The organism is Rhizobium sp. NZLR10, assembly GCF_019685125.1.
Lineage (GTDB): Bacteria > Pseudomonadota > Alphaproteobacteria > Rhizobiales > Rhizobiaceae > Rhizobium.
This window is the reverse complement of record NZ_JABDWE010000024.1, coordinates 47,111-63,199: the sequence shown is the minus strand read 5'-3', so window position 1 is coordinate 63,199 and position 16,089 is coordinate 47,111. Positions and strand designations below refer to the sequence as shown.

The window sequence follows — 16,089 nt, the reverse complement described above, 5'->3', positions numbered from 1 at the left end:
AGAATTTCCACTTAACCGCAGATGCGTGACCTGATAGACAGGCCCAAAAGGCAGGCAAACAACAAATGACACCCAAAGACAAGCCAAAACGCCCGGGCGCGAAGCCCTTTTCACGGGACGACGGGCCGAAGGCCGGCGCGAAGCCTGGCGGCGCGAAGCCGGCAAAGGCTGCGATCGCCGCCGAGGCCGATAGCGAGGCCAAGGCCGAACGCATTTCCAAGGTGATGGCACGCGCCGGCGTCGCGTCCCGCCGCGACATCGAACGGATGATCATGGAAGGCCGTGTAACGCTGAACGGCAGGGTTCTCGACACCCCCGTCGTCAACGTCACGCTCGCCGATCGCATCGAGGTCGACGGCGTGCCGATCCGCGGCATCGAGCGCACCAGGCTATGGCTCTATCACAAGCCGGCCGGTCTGGTGACGACCAATGCCGATCCGGAAGGCCGGTCGACCGTCTTCGACAATCTGCCGGAAGAACTGCCGCGCGTCATGTCGATCGGCCGCCTCGATATCAACACCGAAGGCCTGCTGCTGCTGACCAATGACGGCGGTCTCGCCCGCGCGCTCGAGCTGCCGGCGACCGGTTGGCTGCGCCGCTACCGTGTCCGCGCTCATGGCGAGATCGATCAGGACGCGCTCGACAAGCTGAAGGACGGCATCGCCGTTGACGGCGTGCTCTATGGCTCGATCGAGGCGACGCTCGACCGCACGCAAGCGTCGAACGTCTGGATCACCATGGGTCTTCGCGAAGGCAAGAACCGCGAAATCAAGAACGTGATGGGTGCGCTCGGCCTCGACGTCAACCGCCTGATCCGCATTTCCTATGGCCCGTTCCAGCTCGGCGACTTGCCGGAAGGCCATGTCATCGAAGTGCGCGGCCGCACGCTTCGCGACCAGCTCGGCCCGCGCCTGATCGAGGAAGCCAAGGCGAATTTCGACGCGCCGCTCTACAACGCGCCGGCCGTCGCGGCCGAGGAAGAGGCTGAAGCCCCAGTACCGGAAAGGCGCGAGCAGCGTCCGCGCCGCGACGAAGACAAGCGCGAACGGGCGCTGAGCCGCCTCGACACCAAGCGCGACGATCGCCACGGTGGCGGGCGTAGAGATGACGATCGCCGCGATAGCGGCCGCAGGGATGATGACAAGCCCAAGCGTCCTCAGCCGCTCGGCCAGCGTCGCAGCGCCAATGTCTGGATGGCGCCCGGCGCCCGGCCACTTGGCGAAAAGGCTGCAGCGAAAGCCGCCAAGAATGAGCAGACCGCGCGCCGGCGCGGCGAGCAGGCGCCGGCAAAGGGTGCCGGTTCCCACCATATCGAGGATCGCCCGCGCACGCAGATCAATCGCGTGCGCGAGGAGGACGGCGAATGGATCCGTTCGAGCGAGCAGCCCCACCGCAAGGATGAGGGCGAAGGCTCCGGCCGCAAGCGCTCGTTCGGGGATCGGCCTGCCCGCGAAGACCGCGGTTTTGGCGACCGCCCGGCGCGCGGCGAACGCCCCCCCCGTGAAGGGGGTGACGAACGTCCGCGTACCAGAAGCTCTGCCGGCGAAGGCCGTGCGGAGCGTCCGCGCGGCGACCGGCCTTTCGGCGATCGTCCCTCGCGCGGCGATCGGCCCTTCGGCGACAAGCCGCGTGGTGATCGCAAACCGCGTGCGGATGGCGACGAGCGTCCTCGTGCCGCCAGAGCCTCCACCGGTGAGGCCCGTTCGGAGCGTCCGCGCGGCGACCGGCCTTTCGGTGATCGTCCTTCCCGCGGAGATCGCCCCTTCGGCGACAAGCCGCGTGGAGATCGCAAGCCGCGTGCGGATGGTGACGAGCGTCCTCGTGCCGCCAGAGCCTCCACCGGTGAGGCCCGTTCGGAGCGTCCGCGCGGCGACCGGCCTTTCGGTGATCGTCCTTCCCGCGGAGATCGCCCCTTCGGCGACAAGCCGCATGGTGATCGCAGACCGCGCGAGGACGGTGATGAACGTCCGCGCGCAGCCAGGGCCTTCGCCGGCGAAGGCCGCTCTGAGCGTCCACGTGGAGAACGAACCTTCGGCGACAAATCTACGGGCGGCAGGCCTTCGGGCGACAAGCCTTCGGGTGACAAGCCGCGCGGCAAGGGCTTTGGTGCCAAGCCGGGTGGGGCCAAGAATTTTTCCGGTAAGCCGAAGGGCGCCAAGCCAGGCAGTGACAGGCCAGGCAGTGACAGGCCGGGCGGCGACAGGCCTGCGGGCGGGCCGTCCAGAGGTGGTGCAAAAGGAAAGGGAATGACACGCGGTGCGGATCGTCGGCGGTGAATTTCGCGGACGGCCTCTCGCCGTGCCAAAATCCAACGATATCCGGCCGACTGCCGACCGGACGCGCGAGAGCCTGTTCAATATATTGAGCCATGCCTATCCGGAATGTGTCGACGGCACCCGGATACTCGACCTTTTTGCCGGAACCGGCGCCGTTGGCCTCGAAGCCGTTTCACGCGGCTGTCGTCATGCGCTCTTCGTCGAAAACAGCGTCGAGGGCAGGGCGCTGCTCTGGGAAAACATCGATGCGCTCGGCCTGCACGGCCGCACGCGCATCCTGCGCCGCGATGCCACCGATCTCGGCAGCGTCGGCAATCTCGAAGCCTTCGACGTGCTGTTTGCCGACCCGCCCTATGGCAAGGGTCTCGGCGAGAAGGCAATGGCGGCCGCCGCTCAGGGCGGCTGGCTGCGGCCTGGCGCGATCGCGGTGCTGGAAGAACGCGCCGATATTGTCGTTTCCGTGCATCCTTCCTATGTTTTCCTCGAAAACCGCATCTTTGGCGATACGAGGGTGCATTTCTTCCGGTATCAGCCGCAATAAGCGGGGGCGGGCGTGCAGCAGGCAGAGATCATCAGCCCGAAACTGCCGGCGATCAGTGATCTCCCAACGGTCGCCGTCGCTTTCGGCGGCGGCGGCGCGCGCGGGCTTGCCCATATCCATGTGATCGAGACGCTCGACGAACTCGGGATCCGGCCAGTGGCGGTGTCAGGCTCGTCGATGGGTGCGATCATGGGGGCCGGCATGGCCGCCGGCATGTCCGGCGCCGAAATCCGCGAACATGCGCTGGCGACCGTCGGCAACAGGACGGCCGTCGTCAGCCGCATCTGGGGCCTGAGGCCGGCGACGGTGCGGGATGCCGTGGCCAAGGGCATCCGCATCGGCCAATTCAATCTGGAGCGGATCCTCAAGGCCTTCCTGCCGTCCGAGCTGCCGGCCCGCTTTGAAGATCTGCTGGTGCCAATGAAAGTCATCACCACAGATTATTACGGGCAGTGTGAAGTCATCATCGAAGAAGGCGAGCTGTTTCCGGCACTCGCTGCCTCATCCGCCATCCCCGCCGTCTTCATGCCGGTGCGCCTGCGCGACCGCGTGATGATCGACGGCGGCATCAGCAATCCGGTGCCTTACGAATGCCTGATGGATCTTGCCGACATCGTCGTCGGCATCGATGTCGTCGGCGCGCCGGAAGGCGACGGCACCCATATCCCGAACCGCATGGAGAGCATCTTCGGTTCCGGCCAGCTGATGATGCAGACGGCGATCACGCTGAAGCTGAAGCTCCGCCCGCCGCATATCTTCCTGCGCCCGGCAGTCGGCCGCACCGGCGTCATGGATTTCCTCAAGGCCCGCGATGTGCTGGCCATGTCCGTCGGTGTCAAGGACGACCTGAAATTCGCCCTCGACCGCGAGATCGAAGCGCGGCTGAAGCGCTGATGTTCTCTTGATTTACGCCTCCGCCGTCGCATCCACGGTGCCTGCCAGCGGATCGTCCTCGAAAGCATCGGCGGCACGTTTCGGCTTGACCAGCGGTTCGGGGCGGACGGGATGGGAAAACAGCATGTCGCGGCCGGCCTGCAATCCTTCGGACACCTGCAGCACCAGGCGCGCCTCGTCGCGCTTGCGGATATCCTCGCCGATTTCATAGGCATCGACCTCGGGCACACCAAGCGCCTCCAGCGTCCGCCGCCCGAAGAGCAGGCCTGATTCCAACGTTTCGCGCAGTTCGTAGTCGATACCCTTGTTACGCAGCTCGATCGAATGGATGCGATCGTAGGAGCGCACGTAAAGCCTGGTGTGCGGATAGTCCGCCTGCACCAGTTCCACCACCTTGTCGGTGATTTCCTTCTTCTGCGTGCAGACGAGCACGATCTTTGCCCGGTCGATGCCGGCCGAGCGCAGCACGTCCTTGCGGGCGCCGTCGCCGAAATAGATGCGAAAGCCGAAGGCGGAGGCCTGGCGGATACGGTCCGCCGAAAAATCGATGACGGTGACGCTGCGCCCGCCGGCAAGCAGGATCTGGGCGGCGATCTGGCCGAAACGCGAGAAGCCGACCATCAACACATCGGCGCCGGCACCCTCGAAATCCTCGTCCAATTCCTCATGCTCATCGCCGCTGAGCAGCCGCTTGGAAAGAGCCGCGCCGATCGGCGTCAGCGCCATGGACAGCGTGACGATCGCGACCAGCAGCGATGCCGTGCTCGCCGACATCAGCCCGACGGTTGCCGCCGCGGTAAACAGCACGAAGCCGAATTCGCCGCCTTGCGGCAGCAGAAAGGCGATCCGGATCGCATCGTTGTGCGGAGAGCCGGAGATCCGGCAAAGCCCGTAGATGATGATCGCCTTGACCGCCATGATGATCGGCACCGCAACGATGACGAAGAGCGCGTTGTCGGCAAGCACGTCGAGCTGCAGCGACAGGCCGACGGCGATGAAGAAGATGGCGAGCAGCACGCCGCGGAAGGGCTCGATATCGGCCTCCAGCTCGTGCCGGTAGGAGGATTCGGCGAGCATCACCCCGGAGAGGAAGGCGCCCATCGCCATCGAAAGCCCGGCAAGCTGCATCAGGCTTGCCGATCCCATGACGACGAAAAGGGCGGCGGCAATCATCGCCTCGCGCGCGCCGGTCCGGGCGATGATCTGGAAGAGCGGCGTCAGCAGGTAACGCCCCATGACGACCATTGCCGCGACCGCGCCGACGGCGACGGCGAAATCGGCGAGCGGCGCATTGCTGCCCTTGCCGCCGCCGTCGAGAACGGTGATCAGCGCCAAGAGCGGCACGATCGCCAGGTCCTGGAACAGCAGCATCGAGAAGGAACGCTGCCCGTATTTCGTATTGACGTCGCCGTCGCCCTCGAGGATCTGCATGGCGAAGGCCGTCGACGACAGTGCCAGGCCAAAGCCGGCGACGATGCTGCCGCGCCAATCGAGAACGTGGGAAAACCAGGCGAGCGCGGTCAGCGCCAGCCCGGTCACCACCACCTGCGCCGTGCCGAGGCCGAAGATGTCGCGCCGCATCTGCCAGAGGCGGCTGGGTTTCAATTCCAGTCCGATGATGAAGAGCAGGAAGACGACGCCGAGTTCGGCGACCGCAAGGATCTGTTCACCGTCGGTGATGCCGTGGAAGACAGGGCCGATGACGATGCCGGCAGCGAGATAGCCGAGCACCGTGCCGAGCCCGAGCTTCTTGAAGATCGGCGCGGCGACCACGGCTCCGCCGAGCAGCAGGATCGTTTCGGAAAAAAAGGCATTGGACGCTGACATCAGGGCAATTTCTTTCGACGGCGGGAAGCAGGCGGGCAACCCCGACAAAGAATCGGCGGCGGCGGCCTTGATGCTTGGGAGAGTGCACAATAAATGGAAGCCGAAGGAAAGGCCAAATCATGTCCTCAGAAATTGATTCCTCGACACTTCTTTCCCGCGCAAGTCAATTGATCGATCTGGCCAAGAAGGCGGGGGCCGACGCCGCCGACGCCGTCGTCGTCCGGTCGCGCTCGCAATCGGTCAGCGTCCGCCTCGGCAAGGTCGAGGGCACCGAATCTTCCGAAAGCGACGATTTTTCGCTGCGCGTCTTCATCGGCAAACGCGTCGCCAGCGTTTCGGCCAATCCGGGCTTCGATCTCCAGGCGCTTGCCGAACGCGCCGTCACCATGGCCAAGGTCTCGCCGGAAGATCCGTTCGCCTGCCTGGCGGATGAGGCGAGCCTGTCGAAATCCTATCCCGACCTGCAATTGCTCGATACCACCGAGGTCTCCTCCGAGATGCTGCGCGAGGCGAGCCTCGCCGCTGAGGCAGCCGCTCTGGCGGTCGAGGGTGTCACCAATTCCTCCGGCGCCGGCGCCTCGGCCGGCATGGGCGGCCTCGTCCTTGCCACCTCGCACGGTTTTGAGGGCAGTTACATGGCGTCGCGCTTCGGCCATTCCGTCAGCGTCATATCGGGCGAAGGCACCGGCATGGAACGCGACTATGACTACGACAGCCGCCTCTACTATGCCGAACTCGACGATCCCGCTGAAATCGGTCGTCGCGCCGGCGAACGGGTGGTAAAGCGCATCAATCCTCGCCAGGTGCCGACCAGCAAGGATGTTACCGTGATCTTCGACCCGCGCGTCGCCCGCGGCTTCGTCGGCCATATCGCCGGCGCGATCAATGGCGCTGCCGTCGCCCGCAAGTCCAGCTTCCTGCGCGACAAGATGGGTCAGCAGGTGCTGAAGGCGGGCCTGTCGATCACCGACGATCCGTTGATCGTGCGCGGCCCCTCCTCGCGGCCATTCGACGGTGAGGGCGTGTCGGGCGAGCGGCTGGTGATGATCGAGGACGGCGTCTTGAACCACTGGTTTCTCTCGACCTCGACCGCCCGCGAATTGGGTCTGGAAACCAATGGCCGCGGCGTGCGCGGCGGCACCGCCGTCTCGCCGTCCTCCACCAATCTTGCCCTTGAACCCGGGGACATCTCGCCCGAGGAACTGATCCGCAGCGTCGGCAACGGTTTTTATGTCACCGAATTGATCGGCCACGGCGTCAACATGATCACCGGCGAGTACAGCCGCGGCGCCACCGGCTTCTGGATCGAGAACGGTGAACTCACCTTCCCGGTTTCCGAGGTGACGATTGCCTCGAACCTCAAGGACATGTTCATGCGCCTGACGCTGGCAAACGACATCGATCGCAAATTCGGCGTCGCGGCTCCGACCTTCGCCATCGAAGGCATGACGCTCGCAGGGCGCTGAACATCCCTTCGCAAAAATGTGCGGCGGTTTCGGACGATATCATGCTGCTACTATTGAACTGAGAAACGGATAGGCGAGATGAGCGATAGGGAAAAGTCTCGCTGGCAGGGCGATCTCACGTTGATTGCCGATGCTGCGAAAGAGGCCGGTGCGGTTGCTTTCGGCTTTTTCAACCAGTCTCCTGAGGTCTGGTGGAAAAACGGCGACCGCTCCCCCGTCAGTGCCGCCGACTTCGCCGCCAACAAGACGCTCGAGACCATTCTGCGCAAGGCCCGGCCGGATTATGGCTGGTTGTCTGAGGAAACTGACGATGATGCCGACCGCCTCCTGCGCGAGACGCTGTTCATCGTCGATCCGATCGACGGCACGCGCGCCTTCCTCGGCGGGCAAAAGGTCTGGTGCGTCAGCGTCGCGGTCGTTCATCGCGGCCGGCCGGTCGCCGGCGTGCTCTATGCCCCGGCGCTCGAGGAACTCTATGAGGCGACCGAAGGTGGCGTGGCGATGAAGAATGGCGCGCCCTTTACCGTCTCCGCCGCAGGACCGGAGCAGGTGAGCCGCCTGGCGATCGGCGAGGATCTGTTGAAGACCTTCCCGCCGGAGTTTCGCGACCGGGTCACCCGCCAGAAGCACATACCCTCGCTTGCCTATCGCATCGCCATGGTGGCGGACGGTCGTCTCGAAGGCACCTTCGTCAAGAGCAATTCGCATGATTGGGACCTTGCCGCCGCCGATCTTATCCTGGCCTGCGCGGGCGGTGGCCTTGTCGACCTTGAAGGCAGGCCGATCGTCTACAATCGCGCCGCCGTTACTCACAACGTCCTCTGCGCAGCACCTACGCCCCGTCTCGACGAATTCCTCGTGGCCTTTGCTGGGCGACGAGACAGTTGACGTTTCCGTCAAAATCCCGCAGATGGGGTGGCGGAGGAGAATAGCAGAAAGAGAACAAAAAATGACTGACTCCGGTGACAAGAAGCAGCTTCTGCATCTCGTTTTTGGCGGCGAACTGGAAAGCCTCGATGATGTCCAGTTCCGTGATCTGAGCGGTCTCGATATCGTCGGCATTTTCCCGGATTATGCCACGGCGCTGACGGCCTGGAAGGCGAAAGCGCAACAGACGGTCGACAATGCGCATATGCGCTACTTCATCGTCCACATGCATCGTTTGCTCGATCCGCAGGAAAAGGCCAGGGGCAACTGACCTCGCTAGAAACAGGTTGATTTCAGGCCGGGTCGGCCCCAAGTCTGAATCCTGTTCTGAATTAATTGGTTAGGGCATGGTGTCGTGAGAAAACCGCTTGCACCTTTCGGCATCACGCTCTTGTGCCGCCGGCGAGCGGGGCTTTCCGGCATCGGGCGCTCCGGATTGTTTGACGCATTCTGAACAAATTGATCGGTCATTGCGGGCGCAACGATAATGAGGGAATGGGTTTGATGTCGATCGGTTTGGATCGGAGACTGGCGCGATGAGTTCCCGGATGGCTCGGTTCGGTCTGAGCGCATACCGTCTGGCGGGAACCGTGGCCTCTCCTGTTGTCGGCCTCTATATCACCTACCGCACCGCCAAGGGCAAGGAAGACCGAGCGCGCCGCCTGGAACGCTTCGGCTATCCAAGCGCCAATCGGCCGCAAGGCCCGCTCGTCTGGTTCCATGCCGCAAGCGTCGGTGAAACCAATGCCGTCATCCCGCTGATCCGCGAAATCCGCCGCCGCGATATCCATGTCATCCTGACGACCGGCACCATCACCTCCGCCAAGCTCGCCGCCGAGCGGCTCGGTCAAGACGCAATCCACCAATATGTGCCGCTCGACCTGAAGCCGTCGGTCAGCCGCTTCCTCGATTACTGGCAGCCCGATTGCGCCATCATCGCCGAATCCGAGATCTGGCCGGCAACGGTGCTGGAGCTTGGCCGCCGCCGCATTCCGCAGATCCTGATCAATGCCCGCATGTCGGACCGCTCCTTTACCCGCTGGCGCCGCCGCCCGGCGATAGCCGAAGCCCTGTTCGAGAATCTCGCCCTCGTCATCGCCCAGTCGGATATGGATGCAGAACGTTTCCGCGATCTCGGCGCTGTTCCCGTCATCACCTCCGGCAATCTGAAGGTCGACACCGACGCACCGCCTTATGACAGCGCTGTCCTTGCCCGCTACAAGAAGCAGATCGGCGACCGCAAGACCTGGGCGGCGATCTCGACCTTCGACGGCGAGGAGAATGCCGCTGCCATCGTCCATCGGGCGCTGAGGGAGCGCGATCGTCAATTGACGATCATCGTGCCGCGTCATCCGGAGCGCTGCGACGAGATCGAGGCGGCCCTGGTCAAGCTGGGGCTGAAGGTCGCCCGCCGCACCCGTGACGATGTCTTGTCGGCCGATGTCGATATTTTCCTCGGTGATACGATCGGCGAAATGGGCCTCTATTTGAGACTGACGGAAATCGCTTTCGTCGGCCGCTCGCTGTTTGCCGAAGGCGGCCAAAACCCGCTGGAGCCCGCCATGCTCGGCTGCGCCGTTCTCTCCGGCGGCCATGTACAGAATTTCCGCGATGCCTATCAGAAGCTCGCCCGCAGCGGCAGCGCCCGCATGGTGCGCGATACCGAAATGCTGGCCAAGGGCGTGCATTACCTGCTGATCAATGATGAAGCCCGCCGCAATATGATCGAGGCCGGCATCACCGCGGTGCACGAGATGCGCGGTGCGCTGACCGCGACCGTGAAAGGGCTGGAACCCTACATCAATCCGCTGACGGTGAAGGCGCGGTTGCTGCCCAAGGCCGTGGCCCAGGTCTGAGGATATATCATGTCGGCAGCGGCCCATATCAAAGGCATTCTCTTCGACAAGGACGGCACTCTGCTCGACTATGACGAGAGCTGGCTGCCGGTGAACCGGGAGCTTGCCCGCATCGCCGCGGAAGATGACCCGCTTCTGGCCGACCGGCTGCTGTCTGCCTGCGGCATGGATCCGGTGACCGGCCATATCGTTCCCGACAGCCTGCTTGCTGCCGGCAATACCCGCCAGATTTCCGAGGGTCTGGTTGCTGCGGGCTCGATGGTCGATGTCGACGAACTGACGGTGCGCCTAGACGCCCTGTTTTCCAGCGCCGCCGAATTTTCCGTGCCGGTGACCGACCTCGCCGGCTTCTTCGCAAGGCTGCATCGGCGCGGCTTCAAGCTCGGTGTCGCCTCCAGCGACAACGAACGGTCGATCCGCCAAACGGCGGAACGCTTCGGTTTTGCCCGCTACGTCGATTACATCGCCGGCTACGACAGCGGTTTCGGGGTCAAACCGGAGCCGGGCATGGTACTCGGCTTCTGCGCCGCGACCGGACTTTCGCCTGAGGAAGTTGCCATGGTCGGCGACAACAATCACGATCTGCACATGGGCCTGAATGCCGGCACAGGGCTCAGGATTGCAGTGCTGACCGGCACCGGTTCGCGCGATTCGCTTGCCGCTGCAGCCGATCATGTGCTCGACGATATCACCGCTCTCGAGGCGCTGCTGCCGGATCTGCAGCCAGCCTGACCGGCAGCATTCAACCTCGAAGATCGGAATCGATTTTCGAGGTTGAGTGCCAGTTCAAAGTCATAGAGCGTCCTTGACGCGTCCAATCGGGCGCGCGGCGCTCTAAGGGCTTGCATTTTCATCGATTTTGGCCTCTCAATCCCGCCGGTCGAAAAGCAAGGGGCCGGTTGCCGCAAGGCGGGCAGGGGAGCGGGACGGCAAGATGATATCCGAAGCGCCGCCGTTCTGGTGGCGGAAAGCCGATTGGCGGGCCTGGCTGCTGCTGCCGCTTTCCTTTGTCTACGGCCGTATCGCCGGCCACCGCATGGCCCATGCGCGCCGCGCCTCGGTTCCTATTCCCGTCATCTGCGTCGGTAATTTCACTGTCGGCGGCGCCGGCAAGACGCCGACGGCGCTGACCATTGCCCGTGCCGCCAAGGCGAAAGGGCTGAAGCCCGGCTTTCTCAGCAGGGGTTACGGCGGATCGCTCGATGTGACGACGGTGGTCGATCCCGATCATCACCGTGCGGTCGCCGTCGGCGATGAGCCACTGCTGCTTGCCCAGGAGGCGTTGACGGTGATTTCTCGCCGGCGCGTCGACGGTGCTCAGCGGCTGGTGGCGGAGGGCGCCGACCTCATCATCATGGATGACGGTTTCCAGAGTGCCCGGTTGGCGATCGACTATGCCCTGCTCGTCATCGACGCGACCCGCGGCCTCGGCAATGGCCATATCGTGCCCGGCGGCCCTGTCCGCGCGCCGATCGGCCAGCAGCTGCGTTCTGCGACAGCCCTGCTGAAGGTCGGTGGCGGCAATGCCGCCGACAGGATCGTCCGCATGGCGGCGCGCGCCGCAAAACCCTATTTCACCGCATCGCTGAAAGTGCGCGGCAACAACACGCTTGCCGGCATGAAGGTGCTCGCCTTCGCCGGCATCGCCGATCCTGCCAAATTCTTCCGCACGGTCGAATCGCGCGGCGCCGAAATCGCCGTCGCCAAGACCTTCGGCGATCATGAACACCTGACCGAAGAGGAGATCGACGACATCCTGACGACCGCCGAGCGTCAGGACCTGCTGATCGTCACGACATCCAAGGATTTCGTCCGCCTCTCCGGCCATCCCGGCAAGGCGGCGCAGCTTATTGAAAAGTGCCGGGTGATCGAGGTCGACATGGTATTCGAAGATCACCTCGCCCCGAGCCTGATCATCGACCGGGCGATCGCCGCCTGCCGCGAGCGCCGCCTCAGAGAATTGAAGGCTGAGGTTGAAGCGATTCCAGGAAAGGCCGAACCGCTCTAATCAGGCTGCAGCAAAACGTCCTCCCGTGGCAGAGACACCGGAAGTCAGACCAAGCCAGAGTGCTGCTCACATCTGTCCTTGCAATGTTATCACACGATCGAGTGAAGCAAAGTTTCGCGCGCCGAGGTCAGATGCGACCGGCAAGCGTGATTGATCAACGCGAGATTGCGGCTTTCGAGGGCATCGATCAGCGCCAGATGTTCCCCAATGGCGACCTCATTCCGCGCGCGTTCATCCCGCTTGTTCCACTGATAGTGATAGTGGAAGACCATGGCGATCACGTCTTGGAAGCTTTCGATAAAGCGGTTTGGCGCGACAGCCACAATCAGCCGATGGAATCGGCTGTCCAGTTCCGAGAAATCCTGAAACCGTGCATCGATATCCGCGAGCAGTTCCAGATGTGCCGCCCGTATAGCACGCACCTGCTTCCAGATGGGCGAGCCGTCGGGCAGGCTAGCGAACAGGCGTGCGGAGCGCATTTCGAACATCTCTCTGATCTCGAACAGTTCGAGTGCGAAACTCGCTGTGAACCCTTTAAAAACCCAGCCTGCATTCTGACGCTTCTCGATCAGCCCATATTTCTGAAATCGATTGAGAAACTCACGGACTATGGTTGTCGCGACGCCGAATTTCCGAGCTAATTCAGCCTCATTGATTTCTGTGCCCGGACAGGCATCGCCACGCAGCATCCATTCCATGAAACTCGTCTCGACCTGTTCCGAAATTGCTAAGGTCTCTTCCTTCGGATAGCGCTCTGTCTGCCGCGGCTGCTTCCGTATGATCCGCCTATGCGCTTCGGATATGATGATCCCACGTGCGGACATCGCCGCCAGCACCTTCCGCACAGTTGTTCTGCTTACGCCAAGCTGGGCGCGCAGTGCGTTTTCGGACGGCAATTCCTCCCCAAGATCGAATGTCCGAAGGATATCGATCATATCATTGAAGGCCCGCTTAAAGGTCGTATCCGTTCTCACTGAGCAACTCCAGGTATGTTTAGATATCCATAAAAAACAATTTGACGTACGTGTATCATATGTTTCTTATGTATAAAAAACCAGGGAGGCTCGGGAAATTTGGAAGACTCTGGGATTCTGCCTCAGAATTCGTCCCGGCCTGGTGGTTCGCAAGGTGCAACCTTCCACCCGAGACAATCTGGCATCACATTGGGACTGAAGCTTTTGAGCTTAGGCCCATTATTGATCCTCATTATACTCATTGCCGTCGTCAGTTTGATCACGCCGGCTTTTCTAAAGCCCAGCAACCTGGGGAACATCCTGGCGCAGACGGCGGTGATTGCTCTTGTGGCAATGGGGCAGCAGCTCGTTATCCTGACACGCGGGGTCGACCTGTCTGTCGGCTCAAATCTCGCGCTCGCGACAGTAGTCGGCGGACTCGTCTACCAGCAGGTTGATGCCTCGATCACCGTCATTATGGCCATGTTGCTTGCGGGTGCTGCCATCGGGGCGGTAAACGGCGTGGTGTTTGTCTACGGTCGGCTGCCACACCCCTTCATTATTACCCTTGCGACCTTGAGTATCTGCCGTGGCCTGGCACTTGCATTGGCGCCCGGCCACACCACCATGCGCGGGATGCCCGATACAGTTACTGCGATCGGTGGCGGCACGACGTTTGGTGTGCCCAATTCCTTCTTTGTCGTCGGGGTGTTCGGGTTCCTGTTTCTGATCCTGACAAAGTCAATGGTCTGTGGCAGATGGATCTATGCGGTCGGCGGCTCGCCGAATGCCGCCAGAAGCATGGGTATACCGGTAAAGGGTGTTCTGCTCTCGACCTACATTATCTCAGGCTTTTGTGCCGGTGCCGGCGCGGTGCTGCTGGCAGGACGGACCGGCGCCGCCTCGCCAATCTATGGCAATCTCTTGGAGCTCGACACGATTGCGGCGGTGATTATCGGTGGTGCTAGCTTCCTTGGCGGACGGGGCCATCTCGGCCACGCCCTGATCGGCGCCGTGCTGATCGGCGTCATCCGCAACGCCCTTAATCTTCTCGGCGTCGACGTGTTCTTTCAAATGATCGCGATCGGGCTCGTCATCGTCATCGCCGTAGAGGCTGACGTGCTTCGTAACCATCTCGAGGCGCGCGCGCGCGTGCTTCAATCGGCGAGAGTGCAATGAACGCTGCATCCGCCCCACCGGTCCTTTCGGTTCGAAATGCGCAGAAGCGCTTTGGCGCCATCCATGCCCTGAAAAATGTAAGCTTTGATGCATATGCAGGGGAGGTAACCGCTCTCCTGGGTGACAACGGCGCTGGCAAGTCGACGCTCGTCAAATGCATCAGTGGGCTTCATAGTCTCGACGAAGGAGAGATCCTTGTGGATGGTGCTCCCGTATTGCTCCATTCAACGGCGGCGGCCCGCCGCGCCGGCATTGAAACCGTCTATCAGGATCTGGCGCTTTTCGACAACCTGACCCCTGTGCAGAATTTCTATTGCGGGCGAGAAATCTCTTTCCCTTCTTGGCTGCCACGCCCGCTCCGCTTCCTCAACACGGGCGTGATGAAGCGGGAAGCAGCGCGTGTAATCGATCGTCTGAAGGTTAAGCTGCCGCGGTTCGACGCGCCGGTCGCGCTGATGTCTGGTGGACAGCGACAGGCGATTGCGGTCGCGCGCGCCATTGTTTTTGCACGCAAGCTGGTGATCCTTGACGAACCAACGGCCGCCCTCGGTGTTCGCGAATCTCGCCAAGTTCTCGACCTTGTCAATCAGCTTAAAGCTGAAGGCAATGCCGTGATCATAATCACACACAATATGGAACATGTCGTCGAAATCGCCGATCGGGCAGTGGTGCTGCGGCAGGGTCGCAAGGTGGGTGAACTGAAGCCAACCGAAGCGAACAAGCAGGACCTTGTCGCGATGATTGTCGGCGCCGAGACTTAAAGGAGATCGCTGCTTCGTTAGGGCAGTGGACAACGAGATCGCTCTAGAGGAGGGCGGTCGAAACATGGGAGGTGTATCATGAAACCGCAATCCCTGCTGGGAGCTCTCGCTCTCCTGGCTGTCGCTGCAGTCCCGTCCTTGGCGCAGGAGCCGGTCAAGCTCGGCTTTATAACCAAGTTCCCGGTACCGTTCTTCGCAACAATGGAGAACGCAGCCAAAGATTATGCAAAGAGAAATCCCGGCGTCGAGATCATCTACGGGCAGGGCACGTCCGCAACCGACATCGAGGGCCAGATTGCACAGATCGAGTCCATGGTGACACGAGGCGTGCAGGGCATTGCCCTCACGCCCGTCGATCCGACCGTGTCCGCTGCCCTGGACAAGGCGGTGGCGGCCGGTGTCAAGGTCGTGCTGATGGATAACAATATTCCGGATTGGAAAGGCAGGACGGCGCTTGCCACGACCGATAATTTCGCCGCGGGCAAAATCGCCGGCGAATATCTCAAAACTGTTCTTAAAGCCGGCGACACGCTCGGGATTCTCGAGGGTGTGCCCGGTGTGCCAGCGCTTGATGACCGTGTGAAGGGTATGCTTGAAGGGCTGCAGGGCCTTGACGTCAAGATCGTCGGGAAAGGCGCAACAAACTGCACCGAGGAACTCGGGATCAGTGTCGCCGAAGATCTGCTCACGAAGAACCCGGACCTCAAGGCCATTTACGCCGCTTGCGGCCCGCCCGCTGCTGGCGCGGCGCGCGCAATCAAGAATGCCGGCACTGCCAATGACAAGATTGTGCTGGTCGGTTTCGACTTCTGCTGCGGTGAAGAGGAAGCGCTGAAGAGTGGAATCGAGGATGCTTCGGTGGCGCAGTTCCCCACCAAGATGGCTGAACTCGGTGTGGATGCGCTGGTAAAATCGATTCGCGGAGAGACGGTGGAGTCTTTGATAGATTCTGGCGCCGCGCTCGTGACGCCTGAGAATATGGCGCAATTCAAGTAAACACTTGCCCCTCTGTGCAATTCGCAAAGAGCACATGGACCATGTTGTTGCTCAGCAAACGGCCCGTCCTGCGTGGGGCGGGCCGGACCTGTGGCCCCTCGCACGCGGCCGCGCTCTAACGCCGCTGGTTCGGCAGCACGCCGGCGCGTTTGTCGGCTTCGATGGCCGAGATCACGTCGGCATAGGGTTCCTGCCGGGCGACGCTCCAATAGCGCAATTCGTCGAGCGGGATCTGTTTTCCCGTCATCGCGCAGACGACATAGGAGCCGGGCGAGAGAATCTGGAAATCGCCGTCGAGGTACCGGATCTTCGCCTCGCGGTTTCCGTGTCCTTCGAACAAATTCATGCGCTCCGTTCCCTGCAGCCTGTCATTAAAGCTTGTCGCGCAAAAGTGTGCCGCGGATT

15 protein-coding genes are annotated in these 16,089 nt (G+C 62.2%); 12 read left to right on the top strand and 3 right to left on the bottom strand.

Annotation, left to right across the window (positions count from 1 at the left end):
- Positions 1-65 precede the first annotated feature (65 nt).
- From HJB82_RS28435 to HJB82_RS28425, 3 genes are read left to right on the top strand one after another with little or no spacing between them, the layout of a single operon-like run.
- Positions 66-2,276 (top strand): pseudouridine synthase, encoded by a 2,211-nt coding sequence (locus HJB82_RS28435; protein ID WP_207583101.1) that lies wholly within the window; start codon positions 66-68, stop codon positions 2,274-2,276.
- Positions 2,257-2,817, top strand: a complete 561-nt coding sequence (gene rsmD, locus HJB82_RS28430; RefSeq protein WP_039618105.1) for a 16S rRNA (guanine(966)-N(2))-methyltransferase RsmD — start codon at positions 2,257-2,259, stop codon at positions 2,815-2,817. Before HJB82_RS28435 ends, rsmD begins: the two co-directional genes overlap by 20 nt.
- Before the next feature lie 12 nt (positions 2,818-2,829).
- Positions 2,830-3,711 carry a patatin-like phospholipase family protein gene (locus tag HJB82_RS28425; RefSeq protein WP_207583102.1) on the top strand — a complete coding sequence of 294 codons (882 nt, stop codon included), beginning with the start codon at positions 2,830-2,832 and terminating at the stop codon, positions 3,709-3,711.
- Between the two features lie 12 nt (positions 3,712-3,723).
- Here the strand turns inward: HJB82_RS28425 and HJB82_RS28420 are convergent, their stop codons facing one another.
- A complete protein-coding gene (locus HJB82_RS28420) occupies positions 3,724-5,538 on the bottom strand; it encodes a monovalent cation:proton antiporter-2 (CPA2) family protein (RefSeq protein ID WP_207583103.1) in 1,815 nt (604 codons plus the stop codon).
- A 119-nt stretch (positions 5,539-5,657) separates the two neighbouring features.
- Between HJB82_RS28420 and HJB82_RS28415 the strand changes: the two genes are divergently transcribed.
- The 6 genes from HJB82_RS28415 (at position 5,658) to lpxK (ending at position 11,795) form a co-directional block, all read left to right on the top strand.
- Positions 5,658-7,004, top strand: coding sequence for a TldD/PmbA family protein (locus tag HJB82_RS28415; protein ID WP_207583104.1), 1,347 nt, complete (start codon positions 5,658-5,660; stop codon positions 7,002-7,004).
- Between the two features lie 78 nt (positions 7,005-7,082).
- On the top strand, positions 7,083-7,892 hold the full coding sequence (locus HJB82_RS28410; RefSeq protein WP_207583105.1) for a 3'(2'),5'-bisphosphate nucleotidase CysQ: 810 nt from the start codon (positions 7,083-7,085) through the stop codon (positions 7,890-7,892).
- Between the two features lie 61 nt (positions 7,893-7,953).
- The gene (locus HJB82_RS28405) at positions 7,954-8,202 is read left to right on the top strand and encodes a DUF4170 domain-containing protein (protein ID WP_207583106.1); all 249 of its coding nucleotides are present in this window, start codon (positions 7,954-7,956) and stop codon (positions 8,200-8,202) included.
- Positions 8,203-8,467: 265 nt separating this feature from the next.
- On the top strand, positions 8,468-9,787 hold the full coding sequence (gene waaA / locus HJB82_RS28400; RefSeq protein WP_207583107.1) for a lipid IV(A) 3-deoxy-D-manno-octulosonic acid transferase: 1,320 nt from the start codon (positions 8,468-8,470) through the stop codon (positions 9,785-9,787).
- Between the two features lie 9 nt (positions 9,788-9,796).
- Positions 9,797-10,519, top strand: coding sequence for an HAD family hydrolase (locus tag HJB82_RS28395; protein WP_207583108.1), 723 nt, complete (start codon positions 9,797-9,799; stop codon positions 10,517-10,519).
- A 202-nt stretch (positions 10,520-10,721) separates the two neighbouring features.
- Entirely contained in the window at positions 10,722-11,795 is a 1,074-nt protein-coding gene (gene lpxK, locus HJB82_RS28390; RefSeq protein ID WP_207583109.1) for a tetraacyldisaccharide 4'-kinase, read from the top strand.
- An 89-nt stretch (positions 11,796-11,884) separates the two neighbouring features.
- Here the strand turns inward: lpxK and HJB82_RS28385 are convergent, their stop codons facing one another.
- Positions 11,885-12,769 carry a GntR family transcriptional regulator gene (locus HJB82_RS28385; RefSeq protein ID WP_207583110.1) on the bottom strand — a complete coding sequence of 295 codons (885 nt, stop codon included), beginning with the start codon at positions 12,767-12,769 and terminating at the stop codon, positions 11,885-11,887.
- A 99-nt stretch (positions 12,770-12,868) separates the two neighbouring features.
- Between HJB82_RS28385 and HJB82_RS28380 the strand changes: the two genes are divergently transcribed.
- The 3 genes from HJB82_RS28380 to HJB82_RS28370 all read left to right on the top strand — a co-directional run bounded on the left by HJB82_RS28380 (position 12,869) and on the right by HJB82_RS28370 (position 15,684).
- A complete protein-coding gene (locus HJB82_RS28380) occupies positions 12,869-13,927 on the top strand; it encodes an ABC transporter permease (protein WP_207583111.1) in 1,059 nt (352 codons plus the stop codon).
- On the top strand, positions 13,924-14,688 hold the full coding sequence (locus HJB82_RS28375) for an ATP-binding cassette domain-containing protein (protein WP_207583112.1): 765 nt from the start codon (positions 13,924-13,926) through the stop codon (positions 14,686-14,688). The genes HJB82_RS28380 and HJB82_RS28375 overlap by 4 nt, the downstream gene beginning before the upstream one ends.
- 78 nt (positions 14,689-14,766) lie before the next feature.
- Entirely contained in the window at positions 14,767-15,684 is a 918-nt protein-coding gene (locus HJB82_RS28370) for a sugar ABC transporter substrate-binding protein (protein ID WP_207583113.1), read from the top strand.
- 115 nt (positions 15,685-15,799) lie between these two features.
- Here the strand turns inward: HJB82_RS28370 and HJB82_RS28365 are convergent, their stop codons facing one another.
- Positions 15,800-16,030, bottom strand: coding sequence for a DUF2093 domain-containing protein (locus HJB82_RS28365; protein ID WP_003588271.1), 231 nt, complete (start codon positions 16,028-16,030; stop codon positions 15,800-15,802).
- Positions 16,031-16,089 lie beyond the last annotated feature (59 nt).

Coding starts and splice junctions, on each gene's coding strand:
- HJB82_RS28435 (WP_207583101.1), top strand. CDS start 66: ATGACACCCAAAGACAAGCCAAAACGCCCGGGCGCGAAGCCCTTTTCA.
- HJB82_RS28420 (WP_207583103.1), bottom strand. CDS start 5,538: ATGTCAGCGTCCAATGCCTTTTTTTCCGAAACGATCCTGCTGCTCGGC.
- HJB82_RS28415 (WP_207583104.1), top strand. CDS start 5,658: ATGTCCTCAGAAATTGATTCCTCGACACTTCTTTCCCGCGCAAGTCAA.
- HJB82_RS28410 (WP_207583105.1), top strand. CDS start 7,083: ATGAGCGATAGGGAAAAGTCTCGCTGGCAGGGCGATCTCACGTTGATT.
- HJB82_RS28405 (WP_207583106.1), top strand. CDS start 7,954: ATGACTGACTCCGGTGACAAGAAGCAGCTTCTGCATCTCGTTTTTGGC.
- waaA (WP_207583107.1), top strand. CDS start 8,468: ATGAGTTCCCGGATGGCTCGGTTCGGTCTGAGCGCATACCGTCTGGCG.
- HJB82_RS28395 (WP_207583108.1), top strand. CDS start 9,797: ATGTCGGCAGCGGCCCATATCAAAGGCATTCTCTTCGACAAGGACGGC.
- lpxK (WP_207583109.1), top strand. CDS start 10,722: ATGATATCCGAAGCGCCGCCGTTCTGGTGGCGGAAAGCCGATTGGCGG.
- HJB82_RS28375 (WP_207583112.1), top strand. CDS start 13,924: ATGAACGCTGCATCCGCCCCACCGGTCCTTTCGGTTCGAAATGCGCAG.
- HJB82_RS28370 (WP_207583113.1), top strand. CDS start 14,767: ATGAAACCGCAATCCCTGCTGGGAGCTCTCGCTCTCCTGGCTGTCGCT.
- HJB82_RS28365 (WP_003588271.1), bottom strand. CDS start 16,030: ATGAATTTGTTCGAAGGACACGGAAACCGCGAGGCGAAGATCCGGTAC.